Raw genomic sequence first — 20,639 nt, 5'->3', positions numbered from 1 at the left:
GCCACTGACGATTTCCAGGAGAACCGCATGTTCCGGTTGGCACAACTTTCTTTGGCGAACCGGGCCCTCATTGCCCTGGTGACCATCTTCGCCTCCGTTTTCGGTGTGATCACCATGACCTCGCTGAAGCAGGAACTCATCCCGTCCATTGAGTTCCCGCAGATCACAGTGCTGTCGGCCATGCCCGGGGCGTCCCCGGACGTGGTGGACAAGCAGGTCAGCGAACCGCTGGAGAAAGCGCTCAACGGCGTGGAAGGACTCGAGTCCACGTCGTCCACGTCCCGGACCGGCGTCTCGCAGATTTCATTGACGTTCACCTACGGAGCGGACCTGGACCGGGCCCGGAACCAGATCGACAGGGCCATCTCCAACAGCCGGCAGGCCCTGCCGGACGATGTCCAGCCACAGCCAATTGCTGGCAGCATCAGCGATTTCCCCATCGTTTTCCTTGCCGTCTCATCCGACAAGCCCCTCAGTGAACTCAACGCCGACCTGCTTCGCCTCAGCGTCCCGCGGTTGCAGAAGATTGACGGCGTCCGCAGTGCTGACGTTACTGGCGGCGCCAGCCAGCACATCGAGATCCTGCCCACTCCAGAAGCCATGGCATCCCGCGGTGCCACAGTTCAGGCAATCCGGGATGCACTGTCCAATAACGGTTCCCTGATTCCGGCCGGAACCATCGAAGAACAGGGCAAGTCCCTCTCCCTGCAGGTCGGCAGCCCTGTCGACTCACTGGACGCCATTAAGTCCCTGCCGCTGGCCGGGACTTCCTCGCCCACCACTATCGGCGCCGTAGCCGCCGTGTCCCTCGAAGACGACGCGAGGACCTCAATCACGCGCACGGACGGCAAGGAGACACTTGCCGTTTCAGTGACAAAAAAGCCCGACGGCGACACGGTCGCCATCTCCCATGATGTCCGGGACATGCTGGGTGACCTGCAGACCGAGCTCGGGTCCAACGCCACGTTTACGCCTGTCTTCGACCAGGCGCCCTTTATTGAGAAGTCCATCAAGGACCTCACCACCGAAGGGCTCCTTGGCCTCGGCTTTGCCGTAGCGGTCATCCTGGTGTTCCTGATGTCCGCCCGTTCCACCCTCGTGACAGCCGTCTCCATCCCGCTGTCGCTGCTGGTGACCTTCATTGGCCTCTCCGTCACGGGATACAGCCTGAATATCCTGACCCTGGGCGCGCTGACGATTGCCATTGGCCGGGTGGTGGATGACTCCATTGTGGTCATCGAAAACATCAAGCGGCACTTGAACTATGGCGAGGACAAGGTCACCGCGATCCTTACGGCCATCAGGGAGGTCGCTGGCGCCATTACCGCATCCACGCTGACCACCGTTGCTGTCTTCCTGCCCATCGCCTTTGTGGGGGAACTGGCCGGTGAACTGTTCCGGCCGTTCGCCCTGACCGTGACCATGGCGCTGATCGCATCGCTGCTGGTGTCTCTGACAATCGTGCCGGTCCTGGCGTACTGGTTCCTGAAGTCACCCACCACCGACGGCAGCAAGGAATCCCGGGAAGCCGCTGCAGCAGCACGTGCTGCTGCCCTGGAGAAGGAACAGAAAAGCCCGCTACAGCGCGGCTACCTGCCCGTCTTGAAAAAAACGCAGAAGCACCCCGTCTTCACGTTGGTTGCTGCAGGAATTATCCTGGCCGGCACCGGCGCCCTCACTCCCCTGCTGGCCACGGACCTGCTGGGTTCCTCCGGCCAGAACAGCCTGACAGTAAACCAGGAACTCCCCAATGGGACCAGCCTGGAGGCTACCAACGCAGCAGCCATCACAGTAGAAGACGTGCTCCGCGGAATTGACGGAATCACGACTGTGCAGGTCACCTCTGGCAATGCACAGTCTGGGTTTGCCGCGCTGACATCCACTGGTGCGTCAAACTCGTCGTTCAACGTCGTCACCGATGACAAGGCAGACCAGGACAAGCTACAGGAGACCGTGCGCACCGCTCTGGCCGCGCTGCCCGACGTCGGAACAATCTCCGTGGGGTCCCAACAGGGCGGCTTCGGGACATCATCCACGGTGGATATCACCCTCCGCGCCGCCACGTCACAGGATTTGCGCACTGCCAGCGAGAGCATGGTGGCTGCCATGCAGGATGTTCCGGGAACATCGGAGGTCAGCAGTAACCTGGCAGACAGCCAAAATGTGGTGCAGGTCAAGGTGGATCGCGCCAAGGCGGTTGCTGCCGGACTCAACGAGGAACAGGTAGCAGGGATCCTTGCGTCCACCATCAGCCCCATCCCCGCCGGGACTGTCAGGATCGACACAGACGATTTCCCCGTCCGGATTGGACAGGGCACTACTTTGGAGAGCATCGACGCCGTCCGCAATATCCCGTTGCCGGGCGGCAACGGCGGTGCAACACTGGGCAGCATCGCAACGGTCGAACAGGTAGAGGTTCCGGTGTCCATCACGGCCAGCAATGGCCAGCGGACCGCGCGGGTATCCCTGACCCCCACCGGTGGCAACCTGGGCGCCGTCAGCGCGGAGGTCCAGACCCGGTTGGATGCAGTTGAGCTTCCGGCCGGCGTGACGGCGACCCTGGGTGGTGCCACGACGCAGCAGCAGGACTCATTCGCCCAGCTGGGACTGGCCCTCCTGGCAGCAATCGCCATTGTCTACGTCATCATGGTGGCCACTTTCAAGTCACTGATCCAGCCGCTGATCCTGCTCGTCTCCGTCCCGTTTGCCGCTACCGGTGCTGTCGTGATGCTCCTGATTTCAGGAGTACCGCTGGGATTGCCGTCACTGATTGGCATGCTGATGCTGGTGGGAATCGTGGTCACGAACGCAATCGTGCTGATTGACCTCATCAACCAATACCGGAAGCCAGGCGAGGGCAGGCCCGCCATGAGCGTTGCCGATGCCATCTCGCACGGCGCACGGCAACGCCTGCGTCCCATCCTGATGACGGCATTGGCAACGATCTTCGCCCTGACGCCCATGGCCCTAGGCCTGACGGGCGGCGGCGGCTTCATCTCCCAGCCACTCGCCGTCGTGGTGATCGGTGGGTTGGTGTCTTCCACAGCGCTGACCCTCATCCTGGTGCCTGTGCTGTACCGCCTGGTGGAGGGACGCCGCGAGAAGCGCGACCTCCTCAAGGACCTGCAGCGTCGTCCGGAGCAGGGCACGGCCACAACTGATGGCTCCCACACCACCGGTGACTGGACCACGGGCATGATCCCCAAGGTCAGCGGCCGGCGAGCCGCTCCGGGCAATCCCGCCTGACTCTGCTCGCGTAGGGATGCCCGCGCATCGGGGAATAACTCCGTGGGTGCTGCGTTGTAGAGGTCAGTAGATGCAAATGCATCTATATCGGTTATAGTTGTACCGAGCCAGCAGCCCAGCACCACGGAGGAACAGCATGCAGATCGGTGTCTTCAGCGTCAGCGACATCACCACGGATCCCACCACGGGTCACACGCCCACGGAGAACGAGCGCATTAAGGCTTCCGTGGCCATCGCCAAAAAAGTCGAACAAATCGGCATGGATGTCTACGCCTTGGGCGAGCACCACAACCGGCCCTTCTTCTCCTCCTCCCCCACCACCACACTTGCCTACATCGCGGCCCAGACCGAGCGCATCACGCTGTCCACGGCCACCACGCTGATCACCACCAACGATCCGGTGAAGATCGCGGAGGATTACGCGATGCTCCAGCATCTCGCCGATGGCCGTGTGGACCTGGTGCTTGGCCGGGGGAATACGGCCCCCGTCTACCCCTGGTTCGGCAAGAACATCCAGGACGGTGTGGAGTTGGCCATCGAAAACTACAACCTGTTGCGCCAACTGTGGGACCAGGACAGCGTCAACTGGTCAGGCAAGTTCCGCACCCCGCTGCAGAACTTCACGTCCACACCACGCCCGCTCGACGGCGTCGCCCCCTTCGTATGGCACGGCTCGATCCGCACACCCCAGATCGCCGAAGTGGCCGCCTACTACGGTGACGGGTTCTTCGCGAACAACATCTTCTGGCCCAAGGAGCACTACCAGCAGTTGATCGGCCTCTACCGGGAGCGCTACGAGCACTACGGCCACGGCAGGGCTGACCAGGCCATTGTGGGTCTCGGCGGCCAGTTCTTCATGAGCCGTAAATCCCAGGACGCCGTCCGGCAGTTCCGTCCCTACTTCGACAACGCCCCGGTCTACGGCCACGGCCCCTCACTGGAGGACTTCACCTCGCAGACACCCCTGACAGTGGGCAGCCCGCAGGAAGTCATCGAGAAAACCCTGACCTTCCGCGAGTTCTTCGGCGACTACCAGCGCCAGCTGTTCCTGATCGACCACGCTGGCCTCCCACTGAAGACCGTCCTGGAGCAGCTGGACCTCTTTGGTGAAGAAGTCCTGCCCGTACTCCGCAAGGAATACGCGGACAAGAAGCCAGCCCACGTACCGGAGCCTCCCACCCATGCTGGCCGGGTGGCTGCCAAGCTGGCCCAGGAAGCGGCCCTTCCCGTTCCTGCTGACGCCGCCTGATGGTGTCTGGCGAGGGCCAGTCGCCCGTGCGGCTGGCCTCGGAAACCTGGGAAGCACTCTTCCGGGCGCAGGTGAGCGTCATGCGGAAGCTCCAGGCAGGCCCAGCCTTCAAGGTCCTGCCCCTGAACGAGTACGACGTCCTTTTCACGCTCAGCAGGTGCCCCACCGGGTGGCTCAGGCTCAATGAACTCAACGATCACGTCCTGCTGAGCCAGTCCAGCCTCAGCCGGTTGGTGGAACGGCTGGAGAAGAGGGGCCTGGTGGAACGCCGGCAGGCCCCCAGCGATGGTCGGGGTGTCCTCCTGCGCTTGACCGAGGAAGGCCTGGCCCTGCAGAAAGATGTAGGCCGCAGCCACGTGCGGGACATTGCCGACGTGGTGGGCCCTGCCCTGACGGCCGCCGAACAGCGTGAATTGCGCAGGCTCACGGAGAAACTGCGCACTTCAGTGATCGAGCGCCGGTAGGTCCTCAGCCCAGAACGACAAGGCTTTCGGGTTCCTCCAGCGGGAGGTTTCCGTTGACCACAGCACCAACAACCATCTCGTTCAGGACGAGGCTGCCGCCCACTGTGGAAAGGAAAGCCGTGTCAGCAGCATCACGGCCAGCAGTGATCCGGACCATCGATTCACGTGGCGCCAGAGCCGTTGGGTCAATCACATGCCAAGCGCCTTCTACGAAAGCTTCCGCCACCGCATGGAAGTCCATCGGCGAAAGTCCGGGGGCATAAACGGCTGCGAGCCGCGCCGGGATGTCCTTGGAACGCAGCAGGGCAATGGCCAGATGCGCATAGTCACGGCACACCCCCCTGCGGTTAAGCAGGGTCTCGACGGCGCCATCGGTACCACGGGACGAACCACTGACGTAACGAAGCTCCGTGTTGACCCATGCCCGGACGGCGTTGAGCAGCTCGGCGCCCTGCAGCGAACCGAATTCTGCATACGCCGTGGGGAGCAGCCTGTCGGATTCCGCGTAGCGACTGGGACGGACATATCGGATCAGATCCACCGGCGCGGGAACCTCGGCCGTAGCGCGTCCACGGATGGTGGCCGAGTACTCGACGGTGACAGTGGACGGCTGTGGCGTGTCAAAGTAGTGCAGCCGGCCACCGTGATGATCGGCGATTTCCTCGACGGGAATGTCGTTGCCCTGGGAGCGGACGGTCAGCGACTCCTGGAAGGCGGAAAAACCGGGATTACGGGCCGCGGCAACGGCCAGGGCGATCTTGGTGTTGTTGGTGGTGGTGAACACTAGGCGGGCAGATACTGTGCGTTCCATGGGACTCCGGGATGGCAGCTGATGAAGGTCCCACCGTCACCGGGAGAAAGGCCGGTCGGCGGGATCTGGAAGGGTCTTCGGCGTGGATCCACAGCCCGTAATCTCCCCATCAGGTGACCAGCTGACGATGACCAGAGAGGGATCCGGGAGTGATCTCACAGAGAGACTAGCATCACCGCAGAAGCGGCTAAGGTTGAAGCCATGGCTCATCAGCATGACAGCACCACCGAAGACACCTTGAATTCTATGACACCCCTCGACATTGCCGACTGGCGACTCCGGACTTTCAACCTCTACGAGACAGTCCGGCACGTGGCAGCCGAGAATCCTGCCGAGGCCCACTCACTCTGGCGGCATGAACGCGACAGGATGTTCGCCACCCATCCCGCGTCAGCCCTTTCCGCGGAGGACAAGATGAGCTTCGCTGGACTCAAAACAGCTGACTATGACCCCATCTACCGTTTCCACGTCCCGCTGACCCTTGAGGGAGCCGGGCGGACCATGAGCATGGAGACCGGTACCGACGGGACAGTTGACTTCCTCCGGCTCGGCACCTTTGACCTTCCCGAGCTCGGACAGCTGGCCGTCTGGAAGATCCAGGGGTACGGGGGCGGTATCTTTGTCCCCTTCCGGGATGCCACAGCTGGACAAACAGGTGGCTCCTACGGAGCTGGCCGCTACCTGATCGACACCATAAAGGGCGCATTCCACGGCACCCGCGGGAGCAATGCCGAGATCACCTACGTTCTGGACTTCAACTTTGCGTATAACCCATCGTGCGCCTACAACGAGGCCTGGGCATGCCCTCTGCCGGGACCGTCTAACCGCATGGCAGTTGAGATCCCCGTCGGCGAATTGTACTGACCAGCGCCTTTAACCCCTTCGCCCAGTTTCCTCCGGGAGGGCCTGTCTGCAATTTCACAGCCCAAAAATTTCGAACAGTGCGTCCTGATGTGAAAAAGTGATGGGATGGACTCTACGGCGGCTACCAGCGCGCCGCCGCCCTCACCGGAGCTGCGGCGCGAACCAAGCACCCGCCACTACCGAGGGCCCCTGCGAAAACCAGCCGTCCGCCAACTACTCCGGTTCACGGGCGTGGGCATTGTCTGTACCGCTGCGTCGCTGGCCCTGTACGCGCTTCTTCGTCCCGTCCTCGGAGCCCAGCCAGCCAACGCCGTAGCCCTGATTGCCACATCCTTGCTCAATACCGCCCTGAACCGGCGGCTGACGTTCAAAATCAGCGGACAGCAGCGAATTTTCAGGGATCACCTCAAAGGCTTGCTGGTCATCCTCATGGCACTGATCATCACTGGTGGAAGCCTGGGTATCCTGCACTGGGTTCATCCGGCAGCTACCGTGGCAGAGGAACTCTGGACCACCACGCTCTCTGGATTTGTCGCCACAGCCCTTCGGTTCACGCTGCTGCGACACTGGATCTTCCGCCGGGCCCGCAACCGCTGAGTTTCTGCCGACGAAGCACAGGGGAGCCTCGGTTGGAATCGTGAGCGGTGCCCCCGTCGGATGTCATCCCGGACGTACTGCAGTGCCCGTTCCACGCACGCGGGCGACGGCGGCACCCACAGCCTGTGCCGCCGTCGTCAGTTCTGCGCTGCTGATCGCAGCCGTAAAACTGAACCGTACGGCTGTTTGGGCTACTGCGGGGTCAAGTCCAAGGGCAAGAAGGACTGCTGATGGTTCGTCAGATCCGGCCGCGCATGCTGAACCCGAGGAACATATAACGCCGGTGCGTTCGAGTTCAAGCAGGACAGCTTCCCCGCTGGTCCCTGGGAAACAGAACGATGCCAGAGTCGGTAGCCGCTGGGAGGGGTGGCCTGTCAGCACAGCATTTGGAACCGCCGCCGTAACGGCACGAATAAAAGCGTCCCGGAGCGCCGCAACCTCCGTAGCCTGTTGTGGCGCCTCCCCGCGCGTGCGGGACAGCGCCGCTGCAAGGCCAACAGCACCGGCCACGTTCTCCGTTCCGGAGCGCCTGCCCCGCTCCTGTCCCCCGCCGTGAACCGTTGGCTCCATGGCTAGTCGGCCAGAAGCGACCAGCACGCCTGACCCTTTGGGCGCGCCCAATTTGTGCCCGGAAAAAGTAAGGGCGTCCACCCCCAGATCCTTGAGGTTCAGGGGAAGGTATGCGGCGGCCTGCACTGCGTCCGTGTGGAACGGAATGTGGTTCTTGCGGGCCACTGCAGACAGCTCGCGGATGGGCTGGATGGTTCCCACCTCGTTGTTGGCGTACATGACACTGACCAGGGCCGTCTCCGGCCGTATCGCTGCGGCGAGAGCTGCCGGGGTGACCATTCCATCAGGGTCCACCCCCAGGACATCCACGACGAACCCATGCCGATGCGCCAGGTAGCGGGCGGATTCCAGGACTGCCGGGTGCTCGAGTGCACTGATTAGTATCCGGTGGTGGGTGGGGTTGGCGGCCTGGCGGGCTAGGGCAATCCCCTTGACCGCCAGGTTCGCCGCTTCCGTTCCGCCGGACGTGAAAGTGATGTCGCCCGCACGGCACCCGAAGACTTTGGCTACCGATGCCCTGGCGGCAGCAAGTGCCTGCGCAGCTGTCTCGCCCAGCTGGTGGTGGCTGGACGGGTTTCCGAACTCACCCGTCAGATACGGCCACATTGCCTCAAGCACGTCCCGCCGCACCGGCGTGGTGGCGGCCGCATCAAGGTAGATCACTGCTGCGCTTCCCCCGGGGTCAGTTCAATGTCCAGCCCCAGATCCAGGGCTGCAACCGAATGGGTCAGGGCGCCAATGGAAATGATGTCAACGCCCGTCCCGGCGACATCCGCTACCGTGTCCAGGTTCACGTTGCCACTGGCTTCCACCAGTGCACGGCCAGCGACCTGCCGGACTCCTGCAGCCAGCGCGGCAACACTGAAGTTGTCCAACATGATGGTGTCCACCCCAGCGGCCAGGACCGGCTCGATCTGGTCAGCCCTGTCCACCTCGACTTCAAAGTGCACCGTGTGGCCCAGCTGGGCTTTTGCGGCTGCCAGGAGTGCTGTGAGCCGTGTGGGATCTCCCGCCGTCATCACGGCAAGGTGGTTGTCTTTTGCCATCACAGCATCGGAGAGCCCGGACCTGTGATTGGTTCCACCGCCGCACCTGACGGCGTGGCGCTCCAGGATGCGCAAGCCCGGGGTGGTCTTGCGGGTATCGGTGATCCTGGCCCTGGTCCCTGCCGCCAAGCGCACGTATTCTGCCGTCTGCGTGGCAATTGCAGACATCCGCTGGGTGAGGTTCAGGGCTACCCGTTCGGCCAGCAGGACAGCACGTGCGTTGCCTGTCACACGCGCCAGCGGCGTACCGGGGTCGAACCTGCCGCCGTCAGGGACCAACAGGACCACGACGGCGGACGGATCAGCGAACTGCATCGCGTCCCGGAAGACGGAGCCGCCGCTGAAAACACCCGCCGCCCGTGCGCATAGCACCGCGGTGGCTGTGGCGCCGGAAGGAATTAGCAGTTGCGAGGTGATGTCGCCACCAGGCGCATCCTCGGCAAAAGCGCGGCTCAGAATGTCGTGGACCTGCGCCGCGGGGAGGGTGAACATGCTCATCTCAGGAGGCTCGCTTTCCGTCTTTTGCTCCCATAGTGAGAAGCCTGGGCCGTTCGGTCGTCTACTTGCTCAACTTGCTCAACCTGCTCAACCTGCTCAACCTGCTCAACCTGCTCAACCTGCTCAACCTGCTCAACCTGCTCAACCTGCTCAACACGATGGTGTGCCCCGAGGGAAGCTGAACGGCCCAGTGCCGCATCGACCAACAACGCTGCAGCATGGCGCAGATTATTGTCCTCGTGGACTTCGGGATCCGTGGAACTGGCGACAGTGTCGGCGCTGCGTTGACTCGACCAGGTTGCCAATGTTGCTGCGGCCCGCATAAGTCCCGTGCGGGAGCGAACAATGCCAGCGTTTGTCGTCATGAGCCGCTGCAGCCCCAGCCGCGTGAAATCTTCGGTACTCACTGCATCATCGGCAGCAGTTTTTTTCGAAACGCTGTGGTGGCCACGCAGGGTCACCGGCGAGCGCCGCGAGGCAGGGTTTCCCGCCATCCAGTCACTCACCACACTGCTGCGGCCCCCGTCTGCCGCAGCAAGAAAGTCCGCCACCGCACGGCGTCCAAAAACCAGTCCTTCAAGCAGGGAATTACTGGCCAGCCGATTTGCTCCCTGGACACCCGTGCACGCGACCTCGCCTGCGGCGTACAGGCCAGGAACGCTCGTGCGGCCGGACAGGTCGGTGGCCACACCTCCCATCCAGTAGTGGGCGGCAGGAGCGACAGGCAGGGGTTCCACGGTCCAGTCGAATCCATGGTCGCGGGTCATTCGGCTGAGTGTGGGGAACCTCCTGCCCAGAAAACCGGGGCCACGCCGTCGTTCCACCACTGTGGCGTCAAGGTAGACAGCACCGGCGGGATCGCCGGTAGCCGCCAGGTGTGCTGCGATACTCCGGGCCACCACATCCCGCGGAGCCAGTTCTGCATCGGGGTGGTAGGCAGGCATGAAGCGTGATCCCTTGGCATCCAGCAGATACGCACCTTCACCTCGTACGGCTTCGGATATCAGGAGCGGTACACCGTCCGTCCCAGGGGTTGTGCCCGCAGGTAACGCCAGGCACGTCGGGTGGAACTGGAAAAATTCCAGGTCCGCCAGGTCTGCCCCAGCCCGACCTGCCAGCCCTATTCCGTCCGCCGTCGCGCCAGCGGGGTTGGTGGTGCGCGCAAAGAGCCCACCGGCACCCCCGGTTGCCAGCAGAACGGCGTCGGCACTCAGGTCCGCAAACGCTCCATCCAACAGGTACCTCACCCCGGTCACCCGCCCGTTCTCCTGGAGGAGGGCCGTTGCGTAACTGGAGGTGAGGAGCGTGATCCGGCCCTGTGCCACAGCATCCTGCAGTGACTGCCAGAGGGAATGCACAATTCCTGCGCCGGTAGCATCTCCCCCGGCGTGCAAGATGCGTGGCGCAGAGTGGGCAGCTTCGAGCCCCAGCGCTGGGCCGCCGTCGGCGTCCGTGTCGAAGTGGAGCCCGAAGCGCCGGAGTCCGGAGATATCAAGGCGCGCCTCAGTGCAGAGGATCCGGACAGCTTCTTCATTGCAGTGCCCCGCCCCTGCGGCAAGGGTGTCAGCAATATGCGCGGCAATCGTATCCCCGGCTGCGGGTCGATCCAGGACAGCAGCGATACCACCCTGTGCGTAGAACGTATTGCTGTCGGCCCGTTCCCCCTTGCTCAGGACAGTGACAGTGACCCCGGCCTCTGCGGCCAGGAGCGCAGCGTAGAGTCCGGCAACACCGGTCCCCACAACGGCCAGCCGGGATGCGCTGTCTGGCGACAGCGACGGAATCACCGGGGGCCTGGCTTTGCGGCGAGCATACGCTCCAGGGCGATTTTGGCACTGTCCTGGACTGCCGGGTCCACGCTAATCCGGTTCATGATCCGTCCGGCCACCAGTTCTTCCAGGACCCAGGCAAGGTAGCCGGGGTGGATTCGGTACATGGTCGAGCAGGGACAGATCACGGGATCCAGGCAGAAGATGGTGTGCTGGGGGAATTCAGCAGCCAGCCTGTTGACCATGTTGATCTCAGTGCCGATGGCAAAGGTGGTGGGCTCCGAGGCTGCCTCGATTGCCTTTCGGATGAAGTCCGTGGACCCTGCGGAATCTGCCGCATCCACCACCTCCATGGGGCACTCGGGGTGGACAATGACCTCCACTCCGGGGAAATCGACGCGGGCCTGCTCTATCTGCGCAACGCTGAAGCGCTTGTGGACGGAGCAGAAGCCATGCCAGAGGATCACTCGGGAGTCGAGCAGCACCTGCTCGCTGTTACCTCCACGATCCTGGCGGGGATTCCACATGGGCATCTGCTCCAGCGGGACCCCCATGGCCTTTGCCGTATTCCGGCCCAGGTGCTGGTCTGGGAAGAACAGCACCCGCTGTCCGCGCTCAAAAGCCCATTCAAGGACAGTGGTGGCGTTCGAGGACGTGCACACGATCCCACCGTGCCTGCCGCAGAAGGCCTTGAGTGCGGCGGAGGAATTCATGTACGTCACGGGAATCACCGGAGCCAGGCCCTGGGCATTGGTCTTTGTTCCGAAGGTCTCTTCGAGCTGCTCCCAGCACTCCTCCACTGAGTCGATGTCCGCCATGTCCGCCATGGAACAGCCAGCAGCAAGGTTTGGGAGGATAACTGCCTGATCCGCGGTAGAAAGAATGTCGGCTGTTTCGGCCATGAAGTGGACGCCGCAGAAGATGATTGCCTCGGCATCCGGCCTGGTCAGGGCCGCATTCGCCAGTTGGAACGAGTCCCCCACGAAGTCGGCATGCGCAATGACCTCGTCGCGCTGATAGAAGTGGCCGAGGATCACGGCACGGTCCCCCAGCGTCGCTTTGGCAGCCCGGACACGGTCGGCCAGTTCGTCGTCGTCAGCGTCGGTGTATTCCTTCGGTAGCTGGCCCTGTCGAGGGGTCGACGGCGGCGCGACGTCGTCGCTGGATGCCCCAGGTCCGTACGCCGGAATTCCTGCGGCCGCTTCGGCGAGGTCGAAGTCCCACGGACCCTTTGCAAGGGCAGAACCGCACGTGGATATCGCAGCGGATCTGGCGGTGAGTGCCTGGTCCCGGGTGATCAGCTGGATGGCGGTATTAACGCTGCTCATGGGGTACTCCTGTTGTCGGGGTCGAGGCCTGGGAGGCCAGTGAAGCGATAGAGGCGCGGCGGGCGATGCTTACCGCCCTGGAGGTATTTGTCGGTTTCAACGATTTCCGGACTGGCCTTGAGCTCGCGCCGGAAATTTGCCGGGTCGAGTTCGCGGTCCAGGACAGCCTCGTAGACTTCCCGCACCTGCGCCAGGGTGAAGTATTCGCCCAGAAGGTGGTAGGCAACTGATCCGTAGGCAACTTTGTTACGCAGCCTGCCCAGGGCGTAGTCAATAATGTGCTGGTGGTCAAAGGCAAGATCCCCCAGGCGGTCAGCCCGGAACCACTTCACGTTTTCCGATTCGGCAGCCATCGCAGCTTCCGTGGGTTGGACCAGGGCCCAATAAACGATGGAGACCACCCGCTGGCCGGGTGAACGGTGCAGGCCGCCAAAAGCGTAGAGCTGTTCCAGGTATTCCGGGGCCAATCCGGTAGTTTCCGCAAGGTTCCGCGATGCTGCGTCCTGAAGGGATTCGACGGCGCTGGGTGGGCCTCCGGGGAGCGCCCAGAGGCCCAAAAATGGTTCACGGATCCGGCGAACCAGCGGAATCCACAGCGTAGGCCGGCCCGATGATTCGCTGGGCCGCAGGGCAAATATCACAGTGGAAATGGCCAGCGGCGGCGGGGCGGCCTGCCGTTCAGAAATGTTTGCCGAACTGGCGTACATGGCGCGTCTACCCTTCCGCTCGATGAGTGTCCCTGTGCTGCTTCTCGGGTGCAGTCCTAGTTAGAGTCACTGTGACTATAACTGATTCTACGCTTTCCCTGTGACACAGCACAATATGGCACCACGCCGTGACGCAGGCGCTGAACCCGAAAAGACCACCAAGGTCCAGCGCCCGGTCAGTTCGCGACTAGGGGATGGTGCTCTTTGCAGCATCCTTCTGGAGGTCTCGGGCGTCATAGTCGGTAAGGAAGCCCTGGCGCTCCAGGGACCGCGCACTGTCCTTGACGGCCGTCACGTACTTTCCGTGACTTCGGTACAGGCTCTTCAGCGCATCCTGCGTGAACGGCTTTTCGTAGCCTGCGATAAAGCAAAAGGAGGCGCCAGTGGCAGACCCGTACCAGGTGCTTGTTGGCACATCGAGGAACGGCGAACGAATCCCACCCTGCACATTGCCGAACTTATCAAGGACCGGAGCACCATTGCGCACCAGGATCGGCTCGGCGTGCGGAGGCGCAACGCCAGCCCTGACCCATTGATCCAGGTTTCGGAGCGCAGCATCAAAGAAGATGGAACTGGGGAACCGGCTCCGTGGTCCCTCATTGCAGGATGCCGGCGGCACAGCCCGACCAGCAGCCACAATATCGGCGGACGACGCTGAATACGCCAGCTCATCCGGCGTTGCATGCCCGGCGCCAGCCATTTCGTAGTGGCGGTACTGGTCACCTGGGGCGTCGCTGTCAGCGCGGCGGGATCCAATGCCGCGTAGATAGTCCGACTGGGACATCATCCGCATGATCGGCACGCCCACGTTCGTGAACTGGCGGCGGGCATCGTCGGCAGGCGGAGCCGGTTCGCACTGGTTCATCGGATATGCACCCGCAAAGGCACCACCTGCCACGGCAACAATGTAGGCATCGTAGATCGGCTTGCCATCCGTCTCGACCACCCGCGGGTGGACACCGTTGATGTAGTTGACCAGGAAACCACCCGTCTGGGAATAGCCAAAGCCGTACGCGTACTCAACGCGGGTATCTGCCGAGCCGTAGCGCAGCGGGTTGGTGGTGTCACTGCTCTTCAGCCAGGCGCCAACCTGCGAGTAGATATCCCAGATGAGGCCGTTCTCAGAAGTCCGTGAGGAATCGGCGTCCACGGTGGCGCAGTTGGCGCGGTCACGCAGTGGGAGTGGATTCGCGAAGGACAGCGACGCGTACCGTTTTGCGTCGAAGTTCTTCAAAGCGTCGACGGCGACCGGTTTGGCAGTAACTCCTACCCACGCGTCGCCGTTGGCCACAATCTGCTTCTGGGCCAAGGCCCAGCCGATGTTGAGGTCAAACAGGTTGCTCGGATTAAGCATCTCCACCACAACATTGCCGCTGAACTTCTGGCCTTTGGCGGGCTTACGGACCAACACGCGGGTGGTGTATGGCGCATCTGCGGTGCGGATCTGGGCGGGACCGGGTGCCGGCCACGAATACACGTTGGAGGTGCCACTGACCAGATACTCCTCCTCCACGAAGCCAAGCTTGCCGAGGTCCTGCGGAACCTCCTGGTGGTTGGCGGCCCCGAAAGGATAGGACTGGGCCGTGACAGCAAGTGGACCCTCAACCCTCGGAAGGGGGGTCACTCCGTCGGGTTCGGACGGCTGGAACGGCGTTGCCGGTGACATTGCCAAAGCCGGGGATGCACCGAGGCTGAGACCGGCAAGCGCCATGGAAAGTATCAGCAGTATCGATGTTCGGGAACGGGTGCTCATCAAGGCTCCTTCTCGACTCCGGGCAGCACTGTCCGGATCACTTCACCGCGCACCAGCGTCTTTGCTGTGCGCTCGTACCACTCCGTCAACGGCCAGGTAGTCAACCGGGGAGTTGGGGATTCAAGCACTCCACATGCTAGGAACGGGGTCCACCAGGGTCAACGTTGCTGCACAAACGTGCAACCTGCACTCCCGCTGCATTCACCAGGGTGAGCGGGAGGGCACTCTGCGCCCGCGGCCTAGTCACGGGACCCAGCAGGCACTCACACCTGCGCCGCAGATTCGAGCAGGTCCAGCGTCCGGTTTTGAAAGTGGGTATCGAGCACAATCACTGAGGAAGCACGCTGGACAGTGCGGGTCGCGATCATGGCGTCAATGACACGCTGCAGGTCAGGGTTGGACCGGGCAGCCACGCGGACCAAGACATCCGAGTTCCCTGAGACCGTGTGCACCTCTATGAGTTCCGGAATTCCAGCGAGCGCTTCTGCTACTGCGTTGTGCCCAACATCCTGGTTGATCGTCAGGGAGCAGAACGCCATGACCGGATAACCAAAACGTGCCGGATCAGGCTGCGGCACCCACGCGGCAATCACACCAGATTCGATCATTTTGTCCAAGCGCGCCTGGACGGTGGCCCGGGCAATCCCAAGGCTGCGGGAAGCTTCCAGGACGGAGGCTCGCGGAGTGTCGGTGAAGAATCTGACAATTCGGGCATCCAAGGCGTCAATTTTCACGGCGTCGTTGCCCTCTTCCTGATTTGGTTCGGACAGATCGTTGCAATTCGTCCGTTTCCATTGCCCATACTGTACGGCAGCCTGCCACCGCCAGGGCCCTGCCGTGACAGGCATCGGACCGCAACAGGGTAGATTCGGATGGTCCTCTTTGGACCCGGCACCACAGAAGAAGGATCTACCGCATGACACCGCTGTCCAGCGTCCAGCGCTCTCCCCTGGGTCATTCAATGAAACCCCGCCAGTTGACCATGATGGGTCTCGGTAGTGCCATTGGCGCAGGGCTCTTCCTCGGTTCCGGTGCTGGCATCCAGGCTGCTGGCCCGGCCGTCTTGATCTCCTACCTGGTCGCTGGCACCCTGATCATTCTGGTCATGTGGGCCCTCGGCGAAATGGCAGCAGCCAACCCCACAAGCGGAGCCTTTTCCGTCTATGCCGAACGTGCCATGGGCCCAACAGCGGGGGCAACCATCGGCTGGCTCTGGTGGCTGCAGTTGGTCGTTGTCATCGCAGCTGAGGCCCTTGGCGCAGCTGGCCTGATCGCCAGCCTGTGGCCTGCCCTTCCAGTCTGGGCATTGTCGCTGGTCTTCATGATTATTTTCACGGCCATCAACCTGACCGGCGTCCGCAATTTCGGGGAATTCGAATTTTGGTTCGCCATCCTCAAGATTGTGGCCATTGTGGGATTCCTGCTGGTGGGCGCCGCTCTCCTGCTGGGACTGCTGCCCGACGTCGAATCTCCCGGCTTTGCCAACCTCACCACGGACTTCGCTCCCTCGGGCATGGCAGGAATCGCCACAGCGCTGTTTGTTGTCATTTTCGCCTTCGGTGGAACAGAAATCGTGGCAGTTGCCGCTGCGGAAACGGAGTCTCCTGAACGAAGCGTCGGGAGGGCAATCCGCACTGTCGTCTGGCGCATCCTGCTCTTCTACATCGGCTCGGTGTTTGTGATCGCGGCAGTCCTTCCGGCAACGTCCGACGCTCTGGCCTCACCATTTGCGGGCGTCCTCGATGCCGCACGCATTCCCGGAGCCAGTACGGCGATCACCATCGTGGCCGCCGTTGCCCTGCTCTCGGCCCTGAACGCAAACCTGTACGGAGCCTCACGCATGGCATTTTCCCTCGCCCAGCGCGGCGAGGCGCCACGCATCCTCAGCCGGGTTTCCCGGGCAGGGGTGCCACGGATCGCCGTGGGAATCTCCGTCGCCTTTGGTTTTGTTGCTACGGTCCTGGAGTTGTTGTTTCCCGAGCGGATCCTGCCAGCGCTTTTCCAGTTGGTGGGTTCCACCTGCCTGGTTGTGTGGGGTTCGGCGCTTGTCTCCCAACTGATCCTCCGCCGCCGGGCAGATCGGGATGGAACTGAACTTCCACTGCGGATGCACGCTTTTCCCTTTCTCACCCTCGCCGGACTGGCTATTTTGGCAGCGATCTTCGCCGTTGGATTCAGTGCGGAGGCAAGTAGGATCCAGCTCATCAGCACCCTGGTTCTTATCGCTGCCATTGCGCTGTTCTGTTGGCTAGGCGCCAGGGCTGCAGCCCGAGGCAGGTCAGGAGAAGCTCCCACTGAGCAGCCTGGATAACGACTTTCTTCCGGAGTTTGCAAACTGCACAGTCATTCCAGGGCCTGGAGGCAGTTACCGCGCAGTTTGTGGCCTCGGCGAGGATGCGTTTGCCCTTGCCCCAGAGCGTGACTAGGGTCACAGCCATGACTGTCACCCCTACGCGCTCAACGGCGGCGCCCCCACCCCGATCAGCACCTGGGCCTGGCTCACTTGCGCAGTGCCCTCCTGTGGAGCCATTGCCGGCTGAGGAGCTGCTGGGACTGTATGCCCTCATGACAGAGGTTCGCCACCTTGACCGGGCCGCTGTTGCCTGGCAGCGGCAAGGGATTATTCCCGGCTATGCGCCTCTTTTGGGGCAGGAGGCAGCGCAGGTTGGCAGCGGATTTGCCATGGATCGAACACTCGATTTTGCGTTCCCAACGTACCGGGAAATGGGAGTTGCCAGAGCCCTCGATGTGGACATGACCGGCTACATGGCAACACATAAGGCCAGCTGGCACGGAGGACTCTACAATCCGGTGACATCCCGCCTGGCCCCCATCCAGGCAGTGGTGGCAGGCTCGGTCCTGCACGCTGTGGGGTGGGCCCACGGCCAGACCCTTGCCGGCGAATCCGGCGCCGCCCTCAGCTACTTCGGCGATGGCGCCTCATCCCAGGGCGATGTCCACGAGGCCATGAACTTTGCGGCGATCCTTCGGGCCCCTGTGGTGTTTTTTGTCCAGAACAATGGTTGGGCCATTTCCGTACCAACGGAAAAACAGGTAGCGGGCGGTTCCGTCGCAGCGCGAGGAGCGGGTTATGGAATACCAGGGGTAACCATCGACGGCAATGACATTGAAGCGGTAGTCCACACAACCCGCTGGGCATTGGAGCGCGCAAGAAGTGGCCAGGGACCGGTGCTCATTGAAGCTTTGACATATCGGCGGGGGCCACACTCCACGGCCGACGATCCCGGACGGTACCGAACCCTCGACGAGGAACGCGAAAGTGCCGGACCAGATCCGATGGAGCGCCTGCGTGACCGAATCCTGGGAGCCGGAATAGCCGATATGGAGGCTCTGGCCGGCATGGAACGGGAGGCAGCAGCGGCTGTAGATCAGGTCCGCATCAAGTTGACGGGGCTAGGTACACAGCCCGGCGCTGAAATGTTCAACTTCGTTTTCCAGGAATCAACGGATTCCCTCAATCAGCAGGCAGAGCAGTGGCGTAAGGAATCAGATCATGACTGAAACAACATATGCCCAGTCAGCGACAGGCGCAGAAGTCCACACCACGCATATCCAGGAGCCTCGCGTCCTGTCCATGCAGCAGGCCTTGAACACTGCGCTGGATGAAATCCTGGCGAGCAACACCAAAGCGCTGGTTTTCGGTGAGGACGTTGGCCACCTCGGTGGCGTATTCCGTGTCACGGACGGGCTTCAGGCGAAACACGGAAGCTCAAGGGTCTTCGATACACCCCTTGCAGAATCGGGAATCCTGGGCCTGGCAGCGGGCCTGGCCATGGCTGGCTTCACTCCCCTGCCTGAGGTCCAGTTCGATGGCTTCGCCTATCCGGCGATCAACCAGATTGTCTGTCAGATAGCCCGGCTGAACTATCGCAGCCGCGGCACCATGCCGATGCCGATCACACTGCGCGTTCCCAGCTTTGGCGGTATCAGGGCACCTGAACACCATGGCGAAAGCCTTGAGGCACTTTTTGCCCATGTCCCTGGGCTCAAGGTGGTTTCCCCAGCCGATCCACATCAGGCCTACCACCTGCTGCGGTACGCTGCGGCGAGTCCCGATCCGGTAATCTTCATGGAGCCCAAGGCCCGTTACTGGCAGAAGGCCCCTGTCGAAGCTGCGCCCGGTGATGATCTGGCGGGAGCGCGGATTGCCCGGCACGGCAGGCACCTCACGCTGGTTGCCTGGGGTGCCATGGTGGCGCGATGCCTGCAGGTAGCTGAACTTGCCGCGGAAGATGGAATCGACGTCGAGGTACTGGACCTTCGGTGGCTCTCGCCGATCGACGGCGTCACGCTGGCTGAATCCGTTGGACGGACGCGGCGCGCTGTTGTCGTCCATGAAGCACCTTTGACGTCTGGCCTGGGGGCTGAGGTGGCTCAACTGATCACCGCTTCCTGCTTTGATACGCTGCGGTCCCCCGTGGAACGAGTCACCGGATTCGATGTTCCCTACCCGTCAGGCGATCTCGAGGACGAATATGTCCCCAACGTGGACCGCATTCTCTATGGCATTCAACGTGTATTGGAGTACAAGCGTGGCTGAACTGACTTTTCCGCTGCCAGATCTGGGCGAGGGCCTGATCGAGGCGACAGTGCTTGAATGGCTCGTGGCCCCCGGGGACCAGGTGGAACGCAATCAACCGCTGGTTGAGGTGGAAACCAGCAAGTCCGCCGTCGAACTTCCCAGCCCCCAGGCTGGCAAGGTGCTCCGCATCCACGGCGAGCCCGGTCAGAGCATCAGCGTGGGACAGCCCCTGATTGTCTTTGACGTACCCGACGATTCCGCCGGTATTGTGGGAACTGTTCCGAAAGATGAGGCACCGAAGCGCCGGGTCCGCCTGAGCGCCGTACTTGACGAGGACTGAGGGCCATGAGCGGCAGACATAGCGGAGAAGCACCTACCCACACCGTGGAAGGAACGGACCCCCGGCTGTTTGTCCAGGTCCATGAACCACAGGATGCTGCCATTGGGAACCGCCCCGTTCTCCTGATCCACGGATTTTCCTCGTCATCTGCCCTGAACTGGGAAGCCACGGGCTGGGTTGCCGCTCTGCTGGGTGCTGGCCGCCGGGTCATCACGGTGGACCTTCCCGGACACGGCCGCAGCGCAGCCCCAGATGACTGCGACTCGTATTCCCCAAGCAGAATCCGCGCCGACCTCCTCCAGATTGTCACCGACGCCGGAGCACGTCCCCTGATGAGCGGCGATTCAAGCAGTGGCCTCGACGTGATCGGGTATTCGCTGGGGTCCCGGCTCGCATGGGAGTTTGGCGCAACCCAACCGGAGCTCGTCCATCGGCTTGTTCTGGGCGGTCCCAACAGCGCCGATCCGCTGGCAGATTTTGACCTTTCAGCGGCCCAGCAGCACCTCGCTGACGGGACTCCCATCCAGGATGTGTCCACCGCAGGGCTGTTGCGGATGGCGCAGCTCCTGCCGAGCAACAATATTTTCGCCCTGCTGTCCCTGGTCGAGGCCATCAAGTCCGAGCCCTTCGATGCCGCGGAGGCTGTCCCGCACATGCCCATGCTCCTGGTGGCAGGCGATCAGGACGAGCGCGCAGTTACGCTGCCAGTATTGGCCTCGATAGCCACGGCTGCCGGCACGGCAGTGAAGGAACTGCTGATTCCGGGCAGGAACCACACAAACGTATTGACCAACAGGGCTTTCAAACAGGCAGCTATCGAGTTTCTTGCGCCCTGACCTGCTCCGACGTTGGGA

19 protein-coding genes are annotated in these 20,639 nt (G+C 62.5%); 10 read left to right on the top strand and 9 right to left on the bottom strand.

Going from position 1 to position 20,639, the window contains the following annotated elements:
• The first annotated feature begins 27 nt into the window (after window positions 1–27).
• The 3 genes from QMG79_RS13960 (at window position 28) to QMG79_RS13950 (ending at window position 4,959) form a co-directional block, all read left to right on the top strand.
• Window positions 28–3,246: an efflux RND transporter permease subunit gene (locus tag QMG79_RS13960; protein ID WP_283539183.1), complete on the top strand. Its 3,219-nt coding sequence runs from the start codon at window positions 28–30 to the stop codon at window positions 3,244–3,246.
• Window positions 3,247–3,382: 136 nt separating this feature from the next.
• A complete protein-coding gene (locus QMG79_RS13955) occupies window positions 3,383–4,495 on the top strand; it encodes an LLM class flavin-dependent oxidoreductase (RefSeq protein ID WP_283539182.1) in 1,113 nt (370 codons plus the stop codon).
• Entirely contained in the window at window positions 4,495–4,959 is a 465-nt protein-coding gene (locus QMG79_RS13950; RefSeq protein ID WP_283539181.1) for a MarR family winged helix-turn-helix transcriptional regulator, read from the top strand. The genes QMG79_RS13955 and QMG79_RS13950 overlap by 1 nt, the downstream gene beginning before the upstream one ends.
• 4 nt (window positions 4,960–4,963) lie before the next feature.
• Here the strand turns inward: QMG79_RS13950 and QMG79_RS13945 are convergent, their stop codons facing one another.
• Window positions 4,964–5,770 (bottom strand): transglutaminase-like domain-containing protein, encoded by an 807-nt coding sequence (locus QMG79_RS13945; RefSeq protein WP_283539180.1) that lies wholly within the window; start codon window positions 5,768–5,770, stop codon window positions 4,964–4,966.
• Window positions 5,771–5,971: 201 nt separating this feature from the next.
• Between QMG79_RS13945 and QMG79_RS13940 the strand changes: the two genes are divergently transcribed.
• Both QMG79_RS13940 and QMG79_RS13935 read left to right on the top strand, forming a co-directional pair.
• Window positions 5,972–6,634 (top strand): DUF1684 domain-containing protein, encoded by a 663-nt coding sequence (locus tag QMG79_RS13940; protein ID WP_283539179.1) that lies wholly within the window; start codon window positions 5,972–5,974, stop codon window positions 6,632–6,634.
• A gap of 105 nt (window positions 6,635–6,739) precedes the next feature.
• Complete coding sequence (locus QMG79_RS13935) at window positions 6,740–7,231, top strand: GtrA family protein (RefSeq protein ID WP_283539178.1); 492 nt, start codon at window positions 6,740–6,742, stop codon at window positions 7,229–7,231.
• A 63-nt stretch (window positions 7,232–7,294) separates the two neighbouring features.
• Here QMG79_RS13935 and QMG79_RS13930 read toward each other — a convergent pair whose 3' ends face one another.
• The 8 genes from QMG79_RS13930 to QMG79_RS13895 all read right to left on the bottom strand — a co-directional run bounded on the left by QMG79_RS13930 (window position 7,295) and on the right by QMG79_RS13895 (window position 15,636).
• On the bottom strand, window positions 7,295–8,464 hold the full coding sequence (locus tag QMG79_RS13930) for a cysteine desulfurase family protein (protein WP_283539177.1): 1,170 nt from the start codon (window positions 8,462–8,464) through the stop codon (window positions 7,295–7,297).
• On the bottom strand, window positions 8,461–9,345 hold the full coding sequence (gene nadC / locus QMG79_RS13925) for a carboxylating nicotinate-nucleotide diphosphorylase (RefSeq protein WP_283539176.1): 885 nt from the start codon (window positions 9,343–9,345) through the stop codon (window positions 8,461–8,463). Before nadC ends, QMG79_RS13930 begins: the two co-directional genes overlap by 4 nt.
• Window positions 9,342–11,132 carry an L-aspartate oxidase gene (gene nadB / locus QMG79_RS13920; RefSeq protein WP_283539175.1) on the bottom strand — a complete coding sequence of 597 codons (1,791 nt, stop codon included), beginning with the start codon at window positions 11,130–11,132 and terminating at the stop codon, window positions 9,342–9,344. The genes nadC and nadB overlap by 4 nt, the downstream gene beginning before the upstream one ends.
• On the bottom strand, window positions 11,129–12,442 hold the full coding sequence (gene nadA / locus QMG79_RS13915; protein WP_283539174.1) for a quinolinate synthase NadA: 1,314 nt from the start codon (window positions 12,440–12,442) through the stop codon (window positions 11,129–11,131). The genes nadB and nadA overlap by 4 nt, the downstream gene beginning before the upstream one ends.
• A complete protein-coding gene (locus QMG79_RS13910; RefSeq protein WP_283539173.1) occupies window positions 12,439–13,149 on the bottom strand; it encodes an NUDIX hydrolase in 711 nt (236 codons plus the stop codon). The genes nadA and QMG79_RS13910 overlap by 4 nt, the downstream gene beginning before the upstream one ends.
• A 187-nt stretch (window positions 13,150–13,336) precedes the next feature.
• The gene (locus QMG79_RS13905; protein WP_283539172.1) at window positions 13,337–14,902 is read right to left on the bottom strand and encodes an alpha/beta hydrolase domain-containing protein; all 1,566 of its coding nucleotides are present in this window, start codon (window positions 14,900–14,902) and stop codon (window positions 13,337–13,339) included.
• On the bottom strand, window positions 14,902–15,030 hold the full coding sequence (locus QMG79_RS13900; protein WP_283539171.1) for a hypothetical protein: 129 nt from the start codon (window positions 15,028–15,030) through the stop codon (window positions 14,902–14,904). Before QMG79_RS13900 ends, QMG79_RS13905 begins: the two co-directional genes overlap by 1 nt.
• Before the next feature lie 135 nt (window positions 15,031–15,165).
• Entirely contained in the window at window positions 15,166–15,636 is a 471-nt protein-coding gene (locus QMG79_RS13895; RefSeq protein ID WP_283539170.1) for an Lrp/AsnC family transcriptional regulator, read from the bottom strand.
• A gap of 182 nt (window positions 15,637–15,818) precedes the next feature.
• Between QMG79_RS13895 and QMG79_RS13890 the strand changes: the two genes are divergently transcribed.
• From QMG79_RS13890 to QMG79_RS13870, 5 genes are all read left to right on the top strand, one after another.
• A complete protein-coding gene (locus QMG79_RS13890) occupies window positions 15,819–17,213 on the top strand; it encodes an amino acid permease (RefSeq protein ID WP_283539169.1) in 1,395 nt (464 codons plus the stop codon).
• Window positions 17,214–17,338: 125 nt separating this feature from the next.
• Entirely contained in the window at window positions 17,339–18,424 is a 1,086-nt protein-coding gene (locus tag QMG79_RS13885; RefSeq protein WP_502934744.1) for a thiamine pyrophosphate-dependent enzyme, read from the top strand.
• Complete coding sequence (locus QMG79_RS13880; RefSeq protein ID WP_502934743.1) at window positions 18,417–19,463, top strand: alpha-ketoacid dehydrogenase subunit beta; 1,047 nt, start codon at window positions 18,417–18,419, stop codon at window positions 19,461–19,463. Before QMG79_RS13885 ends, QMG79_RS13880 begins: the two co-directional genes overlap by 8 nt.
• Entirely contained in the window at window positions 19,456–19,785 is a 330-nt protein-coding gene (locus QMG79_RS13875; protein WP_283539168.1) for a biotin/lipoyl-containing protein, read from the top strand. Before QMG79_RS13880 ends, QMG79_RS13875 begins: the two co-directional genes overlap by 8 nt.
• Window positions 19,786–19,790: 5 nt before the next feature.
• Window positions 19,791–20,621 carry an alpha/beta fold hydrolase gene (locus tag QMG79_RS13870; RefSeq protein ID WP_283539167.1) on the top strand — a complete coding sequence of 277 codons (831 nt, stop codon included), beginning with the start codon at window positions 19,791–19,793 and terminating at the stop codon, window positions 20,619–20,621.
• The last annotated feature ends 18 nt before the right edge of the window (window positions 20,622–20,639 follow it).

The sequence above is a fragment of the Pseudarthrobacter sp. PS3-L1 genome, from assembly GCF_030063285.1.
Taxonomy (GTDB): Bacteria; Actinomycetota; Actinomycetes; order Actinomycetales; family Micrococcaceae; genus Arthrobacter.
Note: the sequence above shows the minus strand (reverse complement) of the source record. Positions and strands in the feature narration are given on the sequence as shown.